Here is a 20,209-nt window from a genome sequence, read left to right on the forward strand (position 1 = left end):
GTTGTCTTTATTTGGTGGCTTGTTTTTCCAGGTTGCGCACTTGAATGGCAGTTTGCTCCATCTCAGTGGACAATTGCCGTACACGTTGCTCCAGGTCGAGGATGGCGGCGGACATCTTGTCCTTTTCCTGCTTGTTGGCTCGGGAGTATTCCGAACGCATATCTTCCAGTTTCTCCTGCAGTTGTTTGTAGCTCTGCTCCAGCTGATTGTATTTGCCATACGAGGCTTTGGCCTGCGGGGAGCGGAAATCGTCCAGCTGGTAGTAGGTGGAGTGGTCGTCAATGATGAATTGGAAATCATGCTTCTTGGTGGTCTGCGGCTTTGCGTTGGCAGCAGTCCGAAGTCTTTCTTGGGCGGCCTCTACCGCATCGGTGTCCGTCCATGTGTCCTTGATAGAGTGAAGTTGCGCCAATGATATCATCTTGTCCGGGTCCATCCCTTCGTAGTTGTACACTTGCTTGGATGAGTTGGGAATGAATACATAGATGCACACTTTGCCTTCCGGCTGGTAGCGGTCGGAGGCAAACCATCCCAAGTCGTTGAATTCGTCGATGACGTACATATAGTCGTTGTAGGGCGAATTGAACGGCATGCCCACATTTTCCGGCATCAGATAGGAGTCGGTATTCGTATTGTAACGGGTGACGAAAATATCATATCCTCCCATCGAGCCAGGGCCATCCGAAGCATAGTAGATAGTGATACCGTCCGTAAGTACATAGGGATAGTCTGCATTCATGGCCTCGTTGATGCTTCCGGGCAACAAGCTGCCATCACTCCATTTGTCCAGCAACTTGTTGCGCGAAAGGATACTGAGGGTGCTGTCCGGTTGCATTTCGCTATAATATAGCTTATTGCCCAGCTCCGTTTCGTATACCGTTCCGCCTTCCTTACCGGAATCATTGAAGTAGGTGTCGTACATGAACAGCTTGCCCGATTCGGGGCTGATTTTGTATGCATCCAGGAATTTTTCCTTGTCTACCACAAAGCTGTCGATGAAGCAGACCTCTTCCACGCCTTTCAGCATGCGCAAGTTGGATTTGCTTTTTTCCAATAATTGTTCGGCCTCTTCGGTGGAGCGTTTTCTCTTTCTCAGGTCGGAAATGTAGGTCTCATAAGTCTCGATGGCTTCTTCGAACCGATATAAATCATTGTATGCCCGGGCCAAATAGAGTTGCCCGCTGGGGACGCGTCTCTTGACGGCGCTTTCCAGGTGTTTCAAGGCTTCTGCGGGTTCGCCGGTTTCCAGGCAACATACACCGTACCATAGGTTGTAATTTCCATTGCCAGGTTGTGTCTTGACGAGTTTCTTGAAAGTGGGCTTGGCTTCTTCGTATTCTCCCTTCTCGTACAAGGCTTTGGCTTCTGCCAGGCTTTGTGCGGAAATTGTTATGCTCAAAAGGCCGAATAGAAAGAAAAGGATATATTTTTTATTCATATTGATACATGCTGATTGTTCAGAAGGTCAAAAATACAAATTTATCGTGAATAAAGCTGGTTTCCGTAATTCTATTTTGTTAATTCTTCTTTAAATCGTTCTTTTGCCTTACTTTTGCAACCGGAAGAGCTATAATTCATAACTTATAACTCATAACTCGTATCAATGGCACGATTTACTGAAGAAGAAAAGATGTTGCGCCGCATAGACAAGCGGTTTAGCAAAGGTGTGGTGGAATATGGGCTGATAGAGGACGGCGATAAGATTCTTATCGGGCTTTCGGGAGGCAAGGACTCTTTGGCGCTGGTGGAATTGTTGGCACGGCGTGCCCGTGTCTATAAACCCCGTTTTTCCGTTGTCGCCGTACATGTAGTGATGAAGAATATACCTTATCAAAGCGATGTGGACTATCTGAGGGAGTACGTAGAGTCGTGGGGAGTGCCTTTTGTTCTCTTTGAAACGGAGTTTGATGCCACGACAGATACCCGCAAGTCTCCTTGTTTTCTTTGCTCTTGGAATAGGCGGAAGGCATTGTTTACCGTAGCCAAGGAGCAGGGATGCAATAAAATCGCGTTAGGCCATCACATGGATGATATTCTGGAGACCTTGCTGATGAATATCACCTATCAGGGAGCGTTCAGCTCTATGCCCCCCCGGCTGGTAATGAAGAAGTTTGATATGACGATTATCCGTCCGATGTGTCTGGTACATGAGGCGGATTTGATGGAGTTGGCGCAAGTGAGGGGGTATCGTAAGCAGGTGAAGAATTGTCCGTATGAGTCACAATCCAGTCGTAGTGCAATGAAAGGCATTCTGAAACAGTTGGAGGAAATGAATCCTGAGGCACGCTATAGTCTATGGGGGAGTATGACGAATGTGCAAGAGGAATTGCTGCCTGCAATCATTAATCATTAATCACTAATCATTAATCACTATATGAAAGCATTTTATACCATTTTGCTATTGATTGTATCTAATATTTTCATGACGTTTGCCTGGTATGGGCATCTGAAGCTACAAGAGACAAAAGTCATCTCCAACTGGCCGTTGTATGCCGTGGTGCTGTTTTCCTGGGTAATAGCTTTGGCAGAGTATTCTTGCCAGGTTCCGGCCAATCGGATAGGCTTTTTAGGCAATGGAGGCCCGTTCTCATTGATGCAACTCAAAGTGATTCAGGAAGTAATCACTTTGATTATCTTTACGGTGTTCACAACGGTTCTTTTCAAGGGGGAAACGCTGCATTGGAATCATTTTGCCGCTTTTGTATGTCTGGTACTGGCGGTATATTTTGTATTTTATAAATGATGGGTTAATCGCATTTGCACATTATTTCATATACTTCTCCATTCCTTTTGTTAAGAACGTTTGAAGCTTTCCTTCTTCATCCGTATAAATGAAACAGGCGTCGATATCCGGATGTGCATCCGCCACGCGTTCTGCTTCTTCCAGCCCCATCACCATGAATGCCGTGGCATAGGCGTCTGCACTCATGCAATCTTTGGCAATGACGGTGGCTGACAAGATGCTGTGCTGTACCGGATAGCCGGTACGCGGGTCGATGGTATGCGCATATTTCTTTCCGTCTTTATAGTAGTAGTTGCGATAATTGCCCGATGTAGCCATGCCTAAATCCGTGACTAGCAGCACTGCTTGCAGTTCCTGGTTCACTGCCAGTGAGTCGTCTATCGGCTTGTTCAAACCGATGCGCCAAGGTCCATTTTGAGGGTTTTGCCCGTGAACAACCACTTCTCCGCCTATATCGACCATAAAGTTGCGGATACCCTTCTTCTTCAGAAGTTGGGCTATGACATCTACTGCATATCCTTTTGCCACAGCGCTGCACGAGAGCATTATACGCGAGTCTGTTTTCACCACTTTCCCTTCATCGGACAATTTTACTTTTTCGTATCCTGTCATCTCCAGCAGGCTGTCTATCATGGCAGAGTCGGGGAAGTTACCCTTCTTGAACCCAAATCCCCAGGCATTGGCAAGAGGGGCAACGGTGATATCGAAGGCACCATCGGTCTCCCGGGAGATTTCCATGCTACGTCGGAAGACGTTGGTAAAGAATGTGTCGGGCACAATGTCCTCGTTGCGGTTGATGCGCGTAATGGTCGCCGTGTCATTGAAAGGGGACAAGGAACCGTCGAAACGTTTGAGTTCCGCTTCTATCTCCGCCTTCAGATTTTGGTCACATTGATAAGTCACTTTATATACCGTACCGAATATCAGTCCGTTATCCGTCTGATAAGGAGTGACTTGGTTGTGGCGGGCAAGTATCCAGATGGTTCCCAGTACCAGTAGGGCAATCCATAAAAAATTCCGTTGTACTTTCTTTTCCATATCCTATCTGAGTTTTTACTTTTTAATTAAAAGAAGAGATGCTCTACCAATATCTTGGTACCGATGATGACGAGGATAATCCCTCCCCAAAGTTCGGCGCGCAGTCTGCGGGCTATGCCACATCCGAAACGGATGCCGAACATCAGGCCGACCATCGACAAGGCGAATGATACAAAACCGATAATGCCGATGGGGGAAAGAATAGCCGAGAATTGCTTGATACCGAGGAATGCAAACGAAACACCTACCGCCAATGCATCGATGCTGGTTGCCACGGCCAGAGCGAGCACCACCTTCAGGCTGGTAGGGTCATACTCGTGCTTGCAATCTTCGTCCTTGAAGGATTCCATTATCATGCGTCCGCCCAGGAAGGCAAGGATACCGAATGCAATCCAATGGTCAATACTTTCTATCAGGTGGCTGAAAAAACTGGCGCCTATCCATCCCAGCAGAGGCATCAAAGCCTGGAAAAAGCCGAAGCTGATGGCCATCACCAGCATAGGGCGCAGCCGGGCGCGTTTCAATATAATTCCGCTGGCTATAGAAACGGCGAAACAATCCATCGCAAGTCCTACGGCCAGTAGCCAAATCTCTAACCCTGTCATAAGTCGCTTAAAGAGGTAGTTTATAAGTTATCGTATAGGTTACTCCCATCGTGTTGGAGCCATATTTCCCGAAACCGGGCACATACCACGGGTCACCGTATTCATCGGCCGAGGCGGACAATTTGAACTTGAAGCGTAGTGACCAGCCCATGTACAATGCCTTCCAGACGTGCGCCCGGATACCGACACAAAATTCCGCCCATTGCATGGAGCCTTTCATTCCTTTATGGTTATAGGGCAGGCTGCCTCCCCATATCTCGTCGTCCAGATTCGGATTGCCTACGATGCCACCGTATATCGGGTCGTCCAGTCCCAAGGCGTCTACATCGTACTTGAAGCTACTTACACCGTAACGCAAGCCTACGAGTAGCATGTGTCCGTGCTGCTTCTTGTATAGCGTGTTATAGTCCATTCCTATGCGGAAGTAGGGGGCATTGCTTTTGTAGTGTATGCCTTTGTCACTCCAGGTGTCCGTGGAGCCATATCCCAATTCGGCAATAGGGAAGAAGCGGTTCTTGAGGTTTACGTCCACGGATACTTCGGAACTCAGGAAATCTCCTCCAAATACGGAACTTCCGATTCCCCACAAGTCCAAGCCGACGGACATGCCGTTGTATAACGGATAGTGCACTTCTTCTTTCGCGTCCTTCTTCTCCTTCTTGGGAGGTGCTCCCTGGGGGGGGACGGTAGGATTCCCGTTCTGCGCCCGTAGGGGGAGGAACATCAGCAGGCAGAGTGCCAGACTAATAGAATAACTTAAGATTTTCCTTTCCATAGATGCCTGCTTCATTGTCTTTGATGTATATCGAGTCCAGAGAGATGCGGGTGCACGTTACGCTTGTGATGGCCTGCTTCATCTGATAGCCGCAATCCATCGATAGGAAATAGGGGGTGTTGGTGTGGCGTATCACCATCGTGTCACTCTTGGTCCGGCTATACTTGAATATCAGCTTGGTGGAATCCTCCGTATAGCGCAGTGGCAGGGAGATGTCGTGTACCTTCTTCTGGTTGTTGATGATGATGGAGTCGGTGCCGTATGCTGTGACGGTGAGCGAGTCGAGCGTGTCGTTCTCCACGTATTGGGTTTCGGGGTCTACTCTATAAAGAATGCAATTCACCATGGGGCGTGCCGTCATGGAGCAATCTGCCTCCTCCGAGCAGGAGATAGCTATGCTTATTATCGGGCAAAGGACAGCTCCGAGTATGACAAGTCTGACTAATTTTTTCATCGTTAAATGGTTTTCTCTATTTGATATTTGTTTCGTTCCGGGGCATTACGTGAAATCAGCTCTCCGAGGAATCCTGCCACGAACAGTTGTGTGCCGATAATCATGGAGGTCAACGAGAGGTAGAAGTAGGGAGAGTCCGTCACAAGGCGGTAGGGCATGCCATGGTGCATGTAGTACAACTTGCTGACACCCACTATGACCACGGCTATGAAGCCGAAGATGAACATCAGCGAACCCAGCAATCCGAAAAAGTGCATGGGCTTGATGCCGAACCGGGAAAGGAACCAAAGGGAAAGCAAGTCCAGATACCCGTTTACAAAACGGTTCAGCCCGAACTTGGTCTTTCCGTATTTGCGTGCCTGATGGTGCACCACTTTCTCGCCGATTTTCTTGAAGCCGGCGTTCTTGGCCAGGTAAGGGATGTAGCGGTGCATTTCGCCGTATACTTCTATATTCTTGACCACCTCTTTGCGATACGCCTTCAGTCCGCAATTAAAGTCGTGCAGGTTTTTGATGCCCGATACTTTGCGGGCGGTGGCATTGAACAATTTGGTGGGGAGGGTCTTCGACAACGGGTCGTAACGTTTCTGCTTCCAGCCCGATACGAGGTCATAGCCGTCTTGGGTAATCATGCGGTAGAGTTCGGGTATTTCGTCGGGGCTGTCCTGCAGGTCGGCGTCCATGGTTATCACGACGTCGCCTTGTGCTTGTTCGAAACCACAGAACAATGCCGGCGACTTCCCGTAGTTGCGGCGGAACTTAATGCCCCGTACCTTGTCCGGAGCTTGTGCCTGCAATTGTTCGATTACCTGCCAGGAACGGTCGGTACTTCCGTCGTTCACGAAAATCACTTCGTATGAAAAACCGTTGGCATTCATCACCCGCTCAATCCATGCGAACAGTTCGGGGAGTGATTCTTCTTCATTATATAGTGGTACGACAACTGAAATATCCATTGATGTATGATTTTTCTATTTACAATTGAAATAACATTTCTTTTTACTGTTCCGTCACTTTGCCGGAGCGTTGTCTTTCTTGCGTCTCATCACGAACAAGGCGGTGGGGAAAGCCAGTATCGAACCCCAAAACACATTGGACGATATCATCTGTAGCGTAATGTCGATAGGACTGAGCAGTCGGGCTGTCTCCAGAGCTTCCTGATAGGTGGCGATGTACGAATCCATTCCCGGCATGTTGCTTTGGGCAAGCGTGTCTACCATCGTTTCGCACGTGTTTATCACATATCCGTGGTCTATGAACCTGAAGTAGATGTAGTGTGCCACAGCGGCAAGCAGCGCGGCAAACATATACATGAAAACGGTGAATATCCATGCATGCAGAAAGCTGATGCCGCCTCCGCATACCTGATTACGATACATCCGTGCATAATAATATCCCATAAAAGGTACGCATAGCGTGAGTCCCATGAAAAGGAAAAGTAAAAAAGGAACCGACAGTCCCACCGGAAAGAGTATGAACTTCAATATCCAAAAACCTCCCATATAGGTACCGAACAGCATTGCGTATCGTTGCGTGTAACCTCTATTTTCTGTCATCTTTCTTAGAAATAATGTGCAAAGGTACAAATATAGTTGGATTCAAGGGCAAGCCGATGTGCAGATTTTAATTTTTAATTCTTTAATTTTTCATTATTAATTAAAAAAGAAAAGGTGATACATTTCGTATCACCTTTTCTTTTTCTGAGCCTCTTGTCGGATTCGAACCAACGACCCCGAGATTACAAATCACGTGCTCTGGCCAACTGAGCTAAAGAGGCGGGTGGGTAAGCTTGCTATATCGCGCCGCTACAACCAACTACCTTTGCTGCGATCAAGCCCTGGAGGATTCGAAGGGAGCTGGCCGTATAGGACTTACCCGTTTTTGTTTTGCGGTTGCAAAGGTAGACATTATTTTGAAATCTGCAATAGCTTGTGGCGATTTTTTTATTTGTTTTTTTAGATTCTCTGTTCTATTCCTCTTCATGGCCTTCTTATATAGACACTTTGGAGGGGAGGTACGGATTCTTTCCGGCATTACGATGGACAAATATTCCTTTTACTAGAAAGTATTCGTCCGACATATGTAACCTTATCGTCCGACGGCTGTTGAATTATCGTCCGACAGCTGTCGGACGATAATTCAACAGCCGTCGGACGAATACTTCTTAGTATACCGGAATCTAAAGTATAGTTATGCAAAAGATTGCCATTTGAGAAGAAAATAATAATCGGGGACGAAAAAACAGATAGGCTATTGTGTGCTACCTTGAAAATAAGCATTATTTTTGTGCAACTAACTATATAGTCATTATACGCATGAACAAACACATATTGTCATTCTACCTTTTTTTCTGCCTTTTTCTTTTTCCCCCTTTGGTCGAAGCAATTGCCGGCTGGAATAGCTTTATCGTCAATTTTGATAAAAGTGTTTATGGTAAGGGGACCCAGACTTGGCAGATAGCACCCTATGATGACAAGTGGGTATATTTCGCCAACAAGAACGGTATGGTGCAATTTGATGGCAATGTCTGGAATGTGTTTCCATTGAACAATGCTTCCGATGTGCGTTCCGTTCTGGCTTCTGCCACCCAAAAAAGAATTTATGTGGGGGGCATCAATGAATTCGGCTATTATGAACCGGATACGGACGGTTCTTTGGCCTATCATTGCATGTCCGATACTTTGGAGAGTTCCGTTCGTTTTCTTGGAAATGTGTGGGGCATCCATGAGACAGACAATATCTTGTATTTCCAAGGGGACGGGTGCGTGGTGAAGTACCTGAACGGCAAATATACCGCCATTGAAATGAATGCCAAGATAGACTGTTCCAATATGGTCAATGGTATTCTTTACATCGGTACGGACAGAGGCGTATGGCTTTTGGTTGGAAACACTTTTTTCCCTCTTCAGGGTGCCGATGCGTTGGCTTCCAAGCGTATTCGTGGCATTATACCTTATAAGAAAGGTGTTCTGGTGGTGACTGCATACAACGGACTTTACTATTGTGACGGGCGTACGATGGAACCGTTTGTCACCGGTGCCGAAGAGTTTATGCGTGAGAATGAAGTCTTTTGCGTAGCCAAAAAGGATGATAAGATTGCCTTGGGAACCATTCATAAAGGATTGGTACTGGTGGATTGCAGCACCATGCAACTGAAATATTTCAATGAGAACAACGGCTTGCGTAACAATACGGTGCTTTCTGTCTCCTTCGATACGACCGGAAACCTCTGGGCCGGTCTGGATAGCGGCATTGACTACGTCTGTCTGAGTTCTCCTTTTACGAATCTCTATTCCTATCCTTATTCTTACGGCACGGGATATACGGCGGCGGTAGAAGGCGGCTATCTTTATTTAGGCACCAATCGGGGGCTGTATTACACTTCTTATCCGGTACAGATGAACGGCGATTTGCCGGATATCCGTCCGATGCCCCAATCCAGCGGACAGGTCTGGAACCTTTGCCGTATAGGTGATGAACTCTTCTGTCTGCACGACCGTGGTATTTTCCTTATCAATGGTACTTCCGTAAAACGTGTGACGGACATTACCGGCGTCTGGTGTTGCCAACTTGTGGCAGGACGTACGGACCTTATGTATGTCGGGGTATATAACGGTATTTATTTGGTTGGGAAAAAGAATGGAGAATGGCAGGTGGTTGGCAAGATTGAGGGTATGAACGATTCTTGCCGTCTTTTTGAGCAGGAAAGCGATAAGGTGATTTGGGTGTACAATACAGACCACGTTACCCGTGTGGATTTGGATAATGATTTGACAAAAGCTGTCCGTATAAAGGAATATAGCGCGAAGGATGGTTTTCCGGTAGGACGTGATATGTATATAGCGAAGATAGAAGACCGGGTGTATTTTGCCACTCCCCGGGGAATCTATAAGCATAATCCTCATAAAGATGTCATGGAGCCTTGTCCGGATATGAACAACCTTTTGAATGGCACCGCGGCCTATTCGCGTATCTTGGAGTATCACGATAAGTTGATTAGTTTGAGCCCTCACGAAATCTGTATTGCCAATCTGGGTACCTATAAGCGGGGGGCGAATACAAGCATTAATCCCATCCAGCAATCGCTGATTGAACTGGTACCCGGTTTTGAAACGATTATTCCTCTTTCAGATTCGCTGATGGTGGTTCCTAATGAAGGAGGTTTCGCTTTATTCAGCATCCCGGCCGTAAGAGAGCGTCAGGATCGTAGCCACTCCTTATATATAAGGAACATGTATCTGTCTTATCCCAAGGATTCATTGGTATATACCGCAAACTTTTTAGGAGAGAAGCCGGTTCCGGTGATAGCTTATTCCATGAATTCCGTTCGTTTTGACTATGCCCTTTCTTTTTTTTCGGTAGGGGATGATATCCGTTTTCAATATCGTTTGAATAAGGGAGGCTGGTCCGATTTTACAACGGTACGCACCAAGGAGTATAGTAATCTGTCGGAAGGTGAATATACGTTTGAAGTTAAAGCGGTCTTTCCTGACGGTACGACATCATCGGATACAATCGCCTTCCGTATACTTCCACCGTGGTATCGTAGTGCTGCTGCATACGTTTGTTATATCATCTTGGCTTTGCTTGCCTTATGGTATGTCTATCGTTGGGATGATGTCCGTGTGAAACGGAAGAAACAGCAGGCGGTAATCGAGAAAGATAAAGAGTTGCACGATATGGAAAGGGAGTACGAAGAGGAGAAAGCCCGTCAGGAAAAGCAGATTATGCAGCTGGAGAAAGAAAAATTGGAATACGATTTGCAACATAAGAGTCAGGAAATGGCCAATCTGATGATAAACTTTGTCCGTAAGAATGAAATGCTGACTGAAATCAAGTCAGAGATACTTAAAGTATCCGCCTTGCTGAAGGGTGAGGGGGCTCGGGAAGGAAAACAGCAACTCATACTTATTAATAATAAAATAGACGGTAATATACAGAGTGATGAGGTTTTGAAGCGTATTGAAGACCAGTTCGATTTGATACATAACAATTTTATGAAACGTCTTCATGCCAAGCATCCTGAACTTTCCCACAACGAACGCATGATGTGCGCTTATCTAAAGATGAATCTTTCCACGAAAGAAATAGCACCTCTGCTGAACATTTCGGTTCGTGGAGTTGAAACAATCCGTTATCGTCTTCGTAAGAAGTTCGCTTTAGAGAGAGAGGATAGTTTGACGGATTATTTAAGCAATAAACTGTAGCCTTTAGATATTAACTTCCTTTAAAAGAAGGAAGAGTATGAAAGGGAGGAATGTTAAATTTCTCCCTTTTGTGTTATATAACATGTTGTGACGTAATACTTAAAAGTATATATTAATTATTGATTATTAGTAAGTTATTTGCTGATGACGTATTGATAACGTATTTGAATTTCAGATTTGACGTATTTAAGAATGATTGTTTTTTATTTGTTTTATTGCATTTTACTCTATGTTTGCACTGTTCGATTGAGAACAAAACCGAGAAACGTTAATCTTAATTTAGTAAAACTTATGAAAAAGTTATTATCAGTTTTATTTCTGTTAAGCTTTACCTTGGCTTCTGTATATGCCCAAAATATACAGGTAAAAGGTACAGTGGTAAGCGGTTCGGATAATGAACCGTTGCCTGGAGTAAATGTGGTAGTTAAAGGAACTACCAATGGTGGAATTACTGATTTGGACGGTAATTTTACATTGTCGGTTCCTGCCGACGCAACACTTTCTATTACCTATATTGGTTTTAAGTCGCAAGAAGTAGCGGTAAATGGAAAAAATTCCTTGAAAATAGTTCTTCAGGAAGATTCAGAAACGCTGGACGAAGTAGTAGTGGTGGGGTATGGTGTTCAGAAAAAAAGTGTGGTAACAGCATCTATTGCCAAAGTTAGTAGTGAGGATTTGGAAAACAAATCTCCGGTGCGTATGGATAATGCATTGAAAGGTTTGGCTGCAGGTGTGGATGTAACTTCAGCTTCTGGTCAGCCGGGTGATTCTCCTCGTGTACGTGTACGTGGTATTGGTACTATCAACAATAGTGATCCGCTCTACATTGTAGACGGTATGCCTATTGGGGGTGGTCTTGATTTTGTAAATCCTAATGATATCGAGTCTATCGAAGTGTTGAAAGATGCTGCTTCTGGTGCTATCTATGGTGCGCGTGCTGCTAATGGCGTTATTCTAGTAACTACCAAAAAAGGTAAGATGGGTAAGGCACAAATTAATTACAATTTTTCTTATGGCTGGCAGAGTGCATGGAAGAGACGTGATGTGACTAGTGCGACAGACTATGCTATCCTTCAGAATGAAGCCAATGTGAATGGTGGTCAGGCTCCAATTTATGCAGATCCTTATAATTTGATTGATGCTAATGGAAATTCTATCAAAGGATTTGGCACTGATTGGCAAGATCTTGTTTTCTATGACAATGCTCCGGTAGTGAATCATGATGTGACAGTTAGTGGTGCATCGGAAAAAGTAAATTATTATTTGTCTTTGGGGTATTATTCACAAGATGGTATTGTTGGTGGTAATCACGGACATTCTAATTATGACCGTTTGACTATTCGTTCCAATACTCAATATAATCTAATTGATGCATCTAAAGAACGCGGTTTCCTTAATAAATTGGATTTAGGTGTAAATTTGGCTTATATGCGTACGCATTCAACAGGTGTTGGTACTAACTCTGAATTCGGTTCAATTTTGGGATCGGCTCTTTATCTGTCTCCTATTTTGACCCCTACATTGACTGGTGATGCAGCTGAAAAGATGATTGAAACTTATAAAGATTTTGATTTGCCTCGTGATGCAAATGGTGATCCTTATACAGTACCTGGCTATGGAGGAGCTTATCAGGAAATGAATAATCCGCTGGCTATGATGACATTGACTCCTACAAAGAATTGGTCGCATAAGTTTGTTCCAAAGTTTTCTATTGATCTTCAATTGTGGGATAATTTGAAGTATCACTTCAATTATAGTGCTGATATGGGATTTTGGGGTAATGAAGGGGCTACTAAGAGCAAGTATTATCTCTCAGCTAATAATAAGGCAACACATACTAATGCATCTTCATTCAAGGCACAGAATGTGACATGGCAGATTGAAAATACATTGACTTATGATAAAACTATCGGCAAACATACATTTGGTGTTGTATTAGGACAGTCTGCCCTTAAATATAAGGGAGATCAACTTGGTGGTAACCGTTGGAATCTGGTGAATCCTAATAAACCTTCTATTGATTATGCTACAGGGAATGTTGAATATACAAAGGATGCAGATGGTAATATTACTGGTGCTACAGTTCAGTATGGCGTTTATGGAGGTCCTTATACAGAACATAGAATGTCATCTATGTTTGCTCGTTTGAGTTATAACTATAATGAACGCTATATGATTCAGGCTACAATCCGTCGTGATGGTTCAAGTCGTTTTGGTATTAATAATAAATATGGTACATTCCCTTCAGTATCTGTGGGATGGAATGTGACAAATGAGGAATTTATGGCTGATACGCGAGAATGGTTGTCTAACCTAAAGGTTCGTGCCAGTTGGGGTAAGAATGGTAATGATAACATAGCCGAATTTGGTTATACTTCATTGACAGCCATGGGTAATAATGTCCTTTTGGGCAAAGATGCCATCAAATGGAATGGTTCTAAAGCACAACGTTTGGCAAATCCTGATTTGAAATGGGAAGAGAGTGAACAAACTGACTTGGGTATTGATTTGGGATTCTTTAATAATGCTTTAACATTCAGTGCCGACTATTACATAAAGAAAACCAATGGCATGATTATTACGATGCCTATCCCGAGTTATGTAGGTGAAACTAAGCCTCTTGGTAACGTAGGTGATATGGAAAATAGTGGTTTTGAGTTTGAACTTGGCTATAAATGGAATATTGCTGATGCTAAATTTGCAGTAAAGGGAAATGCTACTTATCTTAAAAATGAATTGAAGAATTTGGGAAATGATACTGGCTATATGGATTTAGATGGTATTCAAGGATTCTCTGGCGGCGGTACACGCGGCTCTAACGGACAACCTTTCCCCTATTTCTATGGTTACAAGACTGACGGTGTTTTCCAGAATATGGATGAAGTTCGTGCTTATGTCAATAAAGATGGTAAAATGATTATGCCGGATGCGGTTCCTGGTGATACACGTTTTGTGGATGTAAATGGTGATGGCAGCATCTCGGCAGATGACCGTACTAACATTGGTAATGGTACTCCGGATTGGACTTATGGTTTGAATCTCAATGCTGATTGGAAAGGCTTTGATTTTAATATTTTCTTCCAAGGTGTGGCTGGTGCTGATGTGTTTGATGGCACTTATCGTACAGATGTTGCTTCTGGTAACTATCCTTCTTGGATGTTGGGACGTTGGACTGGTGAAGGTACTTCTAATAAGTATCCTCGTCTGGCTGTCGGTAATGCAACGAACTGGATGGTATCTGATCTTTATGTTTGTGATGGTTCATATCTTCGTCTTAAGAATATTACTTTGGGATATACATTGCCTAAGACTCTTACTCGCAAACTTACTATTGAACGTCTGCGTGTGTATGTGCAAGCTGAAAATCTTGTGACTTGGACCAAATATTGGGGATTTGATCCTGAAATTTCTTCAGGTGCAACTTCTCTTGGTGTTGACCGTGGTATTTATCCGCAGGCTCGCACATATACAGTAGGTGTAAATGTTTCTTTCTAATCTAAAAATAAGAACTATATGAAAACAAATAAAATATTAGCAATAGGCTTACTTGCTGCCGCTACAGTGTTGACTACCGGTTGCAGTGACAGTTTTCTTGAGGTGGAAAATCCGACAGGTGAACCATTGGAAGATTATTATACTACGGATGAGCATATTCAGGAAGCTCTGATTGCCGCCTATGACCCTCTCCATTGGCCAGATTGGGGATTGGGACAGTACAATGCCTTGAATATTGACGGTGAAATTATGGGCGATAATTTTTGGGTAGGTGGTGCAACCAAGACCGATATGCAGAATTGGCATATGTTGTTTAATTATGAGGCTAATGAAAATAATACACTTGGCTCTCTTTGGACAGTGGACTATTCTGGTATCAAACGTTGTAATGACTTACTGAAATATCTTGATTGGGGTACTGATGTTACTGAGGCCAATCGTAAACTCTATGAGATGCAAGCCCGTTTACTACGTGTTTTCTATTATAATATGTTGTGGCATTATTTTGGTAATGTACCTTTCTATTTGGAGAATCTTTCCGAACCTCCTTATACGGCTCCGCAATATACTGCCGATCAGGTTTATGCTGAGTTGATCGCAGAACTTGAAGCTGTAATTGACTCTAAGGTGTTACCTTTGAAATATTATAAAACAATCAAAGAAGGTAAAGAAGTTGACGACGAAGGTCAGTTGGGACGTGTCACTCAAGCTATGGCTTATATGGTATATGCTGAAATGGTAATGTATCAGAATGATGAAAGTCGTTTCTCAAAAGCTTTAGGTTATATGAAGGAGCTTATTGATAGTCCTAGCTTTAGATTGAATCCTAGTTTTGCCAACATCTGGGAAACGGAAGGTGAATGGTGTGACGAATCTATCTGGGAAATTAATTATGAGCAAACTAATAACGAACGTGGCTGGGGAAGTCCGTTAGCTGTTGGTGGTACAGTGCTTCCTACTCTGATTTCTCCTAACTCTTTCCCAGGTGATGATGGTTGGTCAAAGGGTAATGATGGCTGGGGATTTATGCCCATGCGTCTTGAAACTTATCAAATGTTTAGTGAACAAGACAAACGTCGTGATGCAACTTGCTGGGTGATTGCCGAAGATGTAGAATATACGAAACGTTATCAAGATACTCATATTTGGTTACAAAAATATCGTCCGTATGATAAGAACTTCAAGCAGTCTTCCGGTGACCAGAATTTGAACTATAATAACAATTATCGTTATTATCGTTATGCTGAGACATTACTAAATGCTGCAGAACTTTCTCTTCGTACAGGTGGAAGTGGTACAGGTGAGGCTAAGACATGGTTGAACGAAGTTCGCACCCGTGCCGGTTTGGCTGGACTTGCAAACGTTACGGTTGACGATGTACTTACAGAACGTCGTTTGGAATTTGTAGGTGAAGGCAAGCGTTATTTTGATTTGGTACGTGCTGAAGGAATCAGTGGAGCATCAGCCAGCAATAAGGCTACTACTGCACTGGTCCCCGATGAATATGGTTACCGTACTAATTCTTGGACTGCCAAGAAGAAATACATTCCTATTGCACAAGGAGAGTTGGATTCCGATCCGGCTTTGGTTCAGAATGCTTATAAATAGTTTACCATAACTCCATTAATAAATAATTGATATGAAAAATATATTTAAATATATGGCAGGCGTGTTGGTTGCTGGTTTTGCAATGACTTCATGTTCGCCTGAAGATTTTACGGGAGCCAATGGCAATATCCCACAAGCATCGGATTATACTGATAACTTTAAAGTTACTGTAGATCAGACAACCAATTATGCAAACTTTGAATTTACTTCTGCTCCTGGAGTGTCTCCTATTTGGATAATTGACGGCGCTTATCAAGCCTCATATGGTTTTTCCAAATATTATCGTAAAAAAGGTTCATATACAGTAGAATGTAAAGTAAAGAACGCAAATGGCATTAGTGATGGTTCGATAACCAAAACCTTTGAAATAGAGAAGACTATTATGAACGGTTTTGGTGGTTTTGTGGAAGATAGTGAATTTAACATGTTTAAGGGAGTAACTTTCAATGTGGCATCTTTCTACTATGCTCCAGGATGGGGGCAGATTGCAGATCCAAAATATACTTATCAGAATGGTGCATTTGTTGTTTCCTTACCGGAAGCTACTACCGATCAGTGGCAAGCTCAGATGCATGTGGAATTGGATAAGGTAATTGCTTTGTCAGTGGATAAAACCTATGATTTTTCGGTGATAATCACTTCTACTACCAAACATCCGGGCGTGACGGTTAAAGTACAGCAGAAAGGTGATGACAATACGTTTATCAATATGCAGCGTGTGGCTTTAGATGCTAATGAGCCTAAGTGTATATGGTTCAGTAACGTACCCGGTGTGAATATTACCGATTTGAAGTTTGCACTTGATTTTGGTGGTAATGAAGCTAATACGGATATTACTTTGGAAAGCTTTGTCTTGAAAGACCATGCTAATGATGACGGTACGGAAATTCCTGAAGTACAAGAGCCTGAACCTTCTTGGGTGAAGGTGGATAGTGAAGACAATCTTTGGAACGGGGCAACCTTTACCAATACTTTCTTCTATGCAAACCCGGATTGGAGTGCTAGACCTAATCCAGATTTAGTGGTGGATGGAAATGCTTATACACTCACTTTCCCTGATGCTACTGAAGCACAATGGCAGAACCAGTTCTCGTTTGTTACAGATTTGTCAGCCGATACAGAAACTGCCTATGATTTCTGTGTCACTCTAAATCCTAGTACTGATTTGAAGGGGGTAACAGTAAAACTGGTTCAGACTGATGAACCTGATGTCAAACATGATGATAACTTCTTCTTTGCAGAACAGACGGATTTGTTGGGTAATGAAGATAATAAATTTTGGGTTGCAAATAAAAAGGCGCCTAAAGATATGCATGCTATATCTTTAGTCTTGGATTTTGGTGGAAATCCTGCTGACACAAAAGTGACTATTAAAGATATTATTTTCCAGACTCATAGAGATTGATGGCTAGTATTAGATAGAATATTGGTCTGCTAAAAGCAGTGAATAATAAAAAGGGGGAAGGATGTGGGTTATCTTGGCAATTGCTGGAGTTTCATCCTTTCCCTTTTTCTCTACTTATGTTGTAAAATATATATATATATGAAATACTATTGTCTATTATCTATTCTTTTGTTTTCGTTGATTGCTTGTGGCAGTAGCGATGACAAGGAACCGCAATCCGAGGATGTTACCATTAAATGTTCTCCTGAAAAGATAGAGGCTGTTGCACAAGCTAGCCAATATGTGGTGAATGTGGTTTGTTCTGGTAAAGAGTGGACAGCTTTTGCCTCTGATGATTGCAGTTCATGGGTCAAAGTAAATGTAATGGGTTCTTCTTCTAGCCAAGGCACAGCGACAGTTATAGTCAGTGCTCATACGGGTACTACTTCTCGTACTGGTACGGTGGTGGTTAAATCTGGTGCTACTCGTGTATCTATTCCTCTTACGCAAGCGGCTCCTTTATCAGTGTCACAGACTGAGTTGTATTCTAATTCTATAGGAGAATCTTTTGTCTTATCTGTTATTGCTTCTGGCGAATGGAATGTGAAATCCAATGATAGTTGGATTAGCGCAGAAAAAAATAGTGGGGAAATTGTTGTGACCACTTTAGCTAATGATGCAAAGATTTCCCGTACGGGTACAGTTGAGGTTGTGGCTGGTGCAGAGAAAGTAACGGTAACAGTTATTCAAGAATCGGCTGAAGATCTGGATATCAATACTCCTGAGGGGTATCGGTTGGTTTGGCATGATGAATTTAATGAGGGCACATCTCTTGGCAATGATTGGACACACGAGGTTCAAGGAGCAGGGTGGGTAAATAATGAACTTCAAAATTACGTCAATGGTTCTGCTGACGGAAAGCGTGTGACAGAACTTGTGGACGGTAAGTTGAATATTAATTGTTTCAAAGGCTCCGATGGTAAAATTTACTCTGGTCGTGTGTATGCTAAAGTGAATACTGGTTGGGAATATGGCTATTTTGAAGCACGTATCATGTTGCCTGAAGGCAAGGGGACGTGGCCGGCTTTTTGGATGATGCCAGTTGGTAATGACTGGAATACTAACCCATGGCCCATGTGTGGTGAAATAGACATTATGGAGGAAGTGGGAGTCGTACCCAACGAAGTCTCTTCGTCTATCCATACGCAAGATTATAATCATACTATAGGTACGCAGAAAACACATGCCATGACTATAGAACAGGCAGAAGGAGAATTTCATCTCTATGCTTTAGAGTGGACAGAAGATGCCATCACTACATACGTGGATGGCAAGGTACAGTTGGCTGTTACCAAGCAACAATTGGGAGCTGGTCATAATCAATGGCCTTTCCATTATGCTTTCTATCCCATTCTGAATCTGGCTTGGGGCGGTGATTGGGGTGGAATGAACGGTGTGGATGAGTCTGCTCTTCCTGTAACGATGAAGGTGGACTATGTACGCGTGTTTCAGAAAAAATAGAGCCTTCATATTTAAATTTTATTTAAATATGAAGGCTGAATGTTTTTTATTTATAACATAAATACCTTATGCTTTAGGACAATTGATAATGAAAAAAGAAAAAATATTTATTTTTATCTGTTTAGTTTTGTTGTCTGCCTGTTCTCCTTCTTCTCTAGACGGTATTGTAATAGAGAAAGCGGCAGACGGTTATAAACTTTCCATTGACGGAAGAGAAACCTATATTAAAGGCGTAGGCGGCACATATCGGTTGGACATTGCCGCCCAGAGTGGTGCCAATGCCTTCAGAACCTGGGGAGGTAATGTGGAGGAGATAAAGAAAAACCTGGCATTGGCTTCGGAGCACAACATGTACGTAATGCAGGGAATAGGCATGACCAAAGACTCTATACGCTATTACGATGATGAATATAAGAACAAGATGCGCGAAGAAGTCCGCTTGTTGGCAGAAACGTTCAAGAATGATACGAGTTTGCTGGCTTGGGGTATTGGCAATGAAATTGAGTTGGGAAATGCTAATATAGCTGCCGCATGGAATTTTGTGGAAGAACTGGCACAGCTGATTAAGTCGATAGACAAGCGTCATCTGGTTTCGACAGTGATTTCCTACAATCCGTCGGCATTGGACTCTGTGGCAAAGTATGCTCCGTCTCTCGATTATGTGGGCATCAATGTATATGGTCCGATGGGAGAGGTGCAGGCTGTTGTTGACCGGTCGGACTACAAGGGTGCATTTATGATTACCGAGTGGGGACCGACCGGTTGGTGGGAAACAGCGTCAACCGAGTGGAAGGCACCCATAGAGCAGACCAGTGAAGAAAAACGGCAGGTATACGAAGAGCGTTATACGCAATATATTTCTGCCAATACCCGTTGCTTGGGCTCTTTTGTATTCTTGTGGGGACAAAAAGAAGAACGTACGCCTACTTGGTTCAGTATGTTTGTAGAGGATAAGGTGGATTCACTGCCATTGAAAGGAGAGAAAACTCCTATGGTGGAGGCCATGCAAAGAGTGTGGACCGGCAAGGAATTGGATGAAACGGCTCCGATAGTTCGGGGCATGACTATCGATGGTAAAAGTGCCATTGATAATGTCCGTATCAAAGCAGGTACTTTATTTAAGGCGGAGGTTTCCGTCACAGATAAGGAGAACGATTCTTTGGCTTATGTGTGGGAAGTACTGAAAGAGGCTACAGTCTTGGGTTTTGGAGGTTCTTATGAGCCACGTCCGGAAAGAATGGGTGACGTGGCCGTGTCAGACAAGAATGTGTATGAGACTATGATTAAAGTTCCCGGGGAATATCGTTTGTACGTATATGTACTTGATAATACGGGCTTTGTCTCAACAGCAAATATTCCATTTCAAGTAATAGATTAAA

General features: G+C 43.5%; 15 protein-coding genes and 1 tRNA gene. 8 read left to right on the top strand and 8 right to left on the bottom strand.

Features of this window, described 5'->3' with window-relative positions; translation table 11 throughout:
• Window positions 1-7 precede the first annotated feature (7 nt).
• The gene (locus NQ510_RS10545; protein ID WP_005826860.1) at window positions 8-1,438 is read right to left on the bottom strand and encodes a tetratricopeptide repeat protein; all 1,431 of its coding nucleotides are present in this window, start codon (window positions 1,436-1,438) and stop codon (window positions 8-10) included.
• A gap of 165 nt (window positions 1,439-1,603) precedes the next feature.
• Between NQ510_RS10545 and NQ510_RS10550 the strand changes: the two genes are divergently transcribed.
• Together NQ510_RS10550 and NQ510_RS10555 are read left to right on the top strand one after the other, a co-directional pair.
• Entirely contained in the window at window positions 1,604-2,353 is a 750-nt protein-coding gene (locus NQ510_RS10550; RefSeq protein WP_005826857.1) for an ATP-binding protein, read from the top strand.
• Between the two features lie 21 nt (window positions 2,354-2,374).
• The gene (locus NQ510_RS10555) at window positions 2,375-2,743 is read left to right on the top strand and encodes a DMT family protein (RefSeq protein WP_005826856.1); all 369 of its coding nucleotides are present in this window, start codon (window positions 2,375-2,377) and stop codon (window positions 2,741-2,743) included.
• Between the two features lie 21 nt (window positions 2,744-2,764).
• On the opposite strand, the gene NQ510_RS10560 is transcribed toward NQ510_RS10555, so the two are convergent.
• The 7 genes from NQ510_RS10560 to NQ510_RS10590 form a co-directional block, all read right to left on the bottom strand.
• Window positions 2,765-3,781, bottom strand: coding sequence for an FAD:protein FMN transferase (locus NQ510_RS10560; RefSeq protein ID WP_005826854.1), 1,017 nt, complete (start codon window positions 3,779-3,781; stop codon window positions 2,765-2,767).
• Between the two features lie 26 nt (window positions 3,782-3,807).
• Complete coding sequence (locus tag NQ510_RS10565) at window positions 3,808-4,386, bottom strand: manganese efflux pump MntP (RefSeq protein ID WP_005826852.1); 579 nt, start codon at window positions 4,384-4,386, stop codon at window positions 3,808-3,810.
• Window positions 4,387-4,393: 7 nt separating this feature from the next.
• Window positions 4,394-5,161, bottom strand: coding sequence for a DUF6048 family protein (locus NQ510_RS10570; RefSeq protein WP_009036778.1), 768 nt, complete (start codon window positions 5,159-5,161; stop codon window positions 4,394-4,396).
• Window positions 5,130-5,615 (bottom strand): DUF6452 family protein, encoded by a 486-nt coding sequence (locus tag NQ510_RS10575; protein WP_005826848.1) that lies wholly within the window; start codon window positions 5,613-5,615, stop codon window positions 5,130-5,132. The genes NQ510_RS10570 and NQ510_RS10575 overlap by 32 nt, the downstream gene beginning before the upstream one ends.
• A gap of 2 nt (window positions 5,616-5,617) precedes the next feature.
• The gene (locus tag NQ510_RS10580) at window positions 5,618-6,571 is read right to left on the bottom strand and encodes a glycosyltransferase family 2 protein (protein WP_005826846.1); all 954 of its coding nucleotides are present in this window, start codon (window positions 6,569-6,571) and stop codon (window positions 5,618-5,620) included.
• A gap of 54 nt (window positions 6,572-6,625) precedes the next feature.
• On the bottom strand, window positions 6,626-7,171 hold the full coding sequence (locus NQ510_RS10585; protein WP_005826844.1) for a DUF4199 domain-containing protein: 546 nt from the start codon (window positions 7,169-7,171) through the stop codon (window positions 6,626-6,628).
• A 147-nt stretch (window positions 7,172-7,318) separates the two neighbouring features.
• A tRNA-Thr gene (locus NQ510_RS10590) sits at window positions 7,319-7,392 on the bottom strand.
• 538 nt (window positions 7,393-7,930) lie between these two features.
• Between NQ510_RS10590 and NQ510_RS10595 the strand changes: the two genes are divergently transcribed.
• The 6 genes from NQ510_RS10595 (at window position 7,931) to NQ510_RS10620 (ending at window position 20,208) form a co-directional block, all read left to right on the top strand.
• Window positions 7,931-10,822, top strand: a complete 2,892-nt coding sequence (locus tag NQ510_RS10595) for a triple tyrosine motif-containing protein (RefSeq protein WP_005826840.1) — start codon at window positions 7,931-7,933, stop codon at window positions 10,820-10,822.
• Window positions 10,823-11,113: 291 nt separating this feature from the next.
• Entirely contained in the window at window positions 11,114-14,317 is a 3,204-nt protein-coding gene (locus tag NQ510_RS10600; RefSeq protein ID WP_005826839.1) for a SusC/RagA family TonB-linked outer membrane protein, read from the top strand.
• Window positions 14,318-14,335: 18 nt separating this feature from the next.
• Window positions 14,336-15,925: a RagB/SusD family nutrient uptake outer membrane protein gene (locus NQ510_RS10605; RefSeq protein ID WP_005826837.1), complete on the top strand. Its 1,590-nt coding sequence runs from the start codon at window positions 14,336-14,338 to the stop codon at window positions 15,923-15,925.
• Window positions 15,926-15,956: 31 nt separating this feature from the next.
• Entirely contained in the window at window positions 15,957-17,330 is a 1,374-nt protein-coding gene (locus tag NQ510_RS10610; protein WP_005826835.1) for a hypothetical protein, read from the top strand.
• 138 nt (window positions 17,331-17,468) lie between these two features.
• A complete protein-coding gene (locus NQ510_RS10615; protein WP_005826833.1) occupies window positions 17,469-18,830 on the top strand; it encodes a family 16 glycosylhydrolase in 1,362 nt (453 codons plus the stop codon).
• 88 nt (window positions 18,831-18,918) lie between these two features.
• Complete coding sequence (locus NQ510_RS10620; protein ID WP_005826831.1) at window positions 18,919-20,208, top strand: glycoside hydrolase 5 family protein; 1,290 nt, start codon at window positions 18,919-18,921, stop codon at window positions 20,206-20,208.
• Window position 20,209 lies beyond the last annotated feature (1 nt).

This window comes from Bacteroides uniformis (assembly GCF_025147485.1).
Classification (GTDB): domain Bacteria; phylum Bacteroidota; class Bacteroidia; order Bacteroidales; family Bacteroidaceae; genus Bacteroides; species Bacteroides uniformis.

What these genes read in the sequence shown, in the direction of transcription:
- NQ510_RS10545 (WP_005826860.1), bottom strand. Translation starts at nt 1,438, where the DNA reads ATGAATAAAAAATATATCCTTTTCTTTCTATTCGGCCTTTTGAGCATA.
- NQ510_RS10550 (WP_005826857.1), top strand. Translation starts at nt 1,604, where the DNA reads ATGGCACGATTTACTGAAGAAGAAAAGATGTTGCGCCGCATAGACAAG.
- NQ510_RS10555 (WP_005826856.1), top strand. Translation starts at nt 2,375, where the DNA reads ATGAAAGCATTTTATACCATTTTGCTATTGATTGTATCTAATATTTTC.
- NQ510_RS10560 (WP_005826854.1), bottom strand. Translation starts at nt 3,781, where the DNA reads ATGGAAAAGAAAGTACAACGGAATTTTTTATGGATTGCCCTACTGGTA.
- NQ510_RS10565 (WP_005826852.1), bottom strand. Translation starts at nt 4,386, where the DNA reads ATGACAGGGTTAGAGATTTGGCTACTGGCCGTAGGACTTGCGATGGAT.
- NQ510_RS10570 (WP_009036778.1), bottom strand. Translation starts at nt 5,161, where the DNA reads ATGGAAAGGAAAATCTTAAGTTATTCTATTAGTCTGGCACTCTGCCTG.
- NQ510_RS10575 (WP_005826848.1), bottom strand. Translation starts at nt 5,615, where the DNA reads ATGAAAAAATTAGTCAGACTTGTCATACTCGGAGCTGTCCTTTGCCCG.
- NQ510_RS10580 (WP_005826846.1), bottom strand. Translation starts at nt 6,571, where the DNA reads ATGGATATTTCAGTTGTCGTACCACTATATAATGAAGAAGAATCACTC.
- NQ510_RS10585 (WP_005826844.1), bottom strand. Translation starts at nt 7,171, where the DNA reads ATGACAGAAAATAGAGGTTACACGCAACGATACGCAATGCTGTTCGGT.
- NQ510_RS10595 (WP_005826840.1), top strand. Translation starts at nt 7,931, where the DNA reads ATGAACAAACACATATTGTCATTCTACCTTTTTTTCTGCCTTTTTCTT.
- NQ510_RS10600 (WP_005826839.1), top strand. Translation starts at nt 11,114, where the DNA reads ATGAAAAAGTTATTATCAGTTTTATTTCTGTTAAGCTTTACCTTGGCT.
- NQ510_RS10605 (WP_005826837.1), top strand. Translation starts at nt 14,336, where the DNA reads ATGAAAACAAATAAAATATTAGCAATAGGCTTACTTGCTGCCGCTACA.
- NQ510_RS10610 (WP_005826835.1), top strand. Translation starts at nt 15,957, where the DNA reads ATGAAAAATATATTTAAATATATGGCAGGCGTGTTGGTTGCTGGTTTT.
- NQ510_RS10615 (WP_005826833.1), top strand. Translation starts at nt 17,469, where the DNA reads ATGAAATACTATTGTCTATTATCTATTCTTTTGTTTTCGTTGATTGCT.
- NQ510_RS10620 (WP_005826831.1), top strand. Translation starts at nt 18,919, where the DNA reads ATGAAAAAAGAAAAAATATTTATTTTTATCTGTTTAGTTTTGTTGTCT.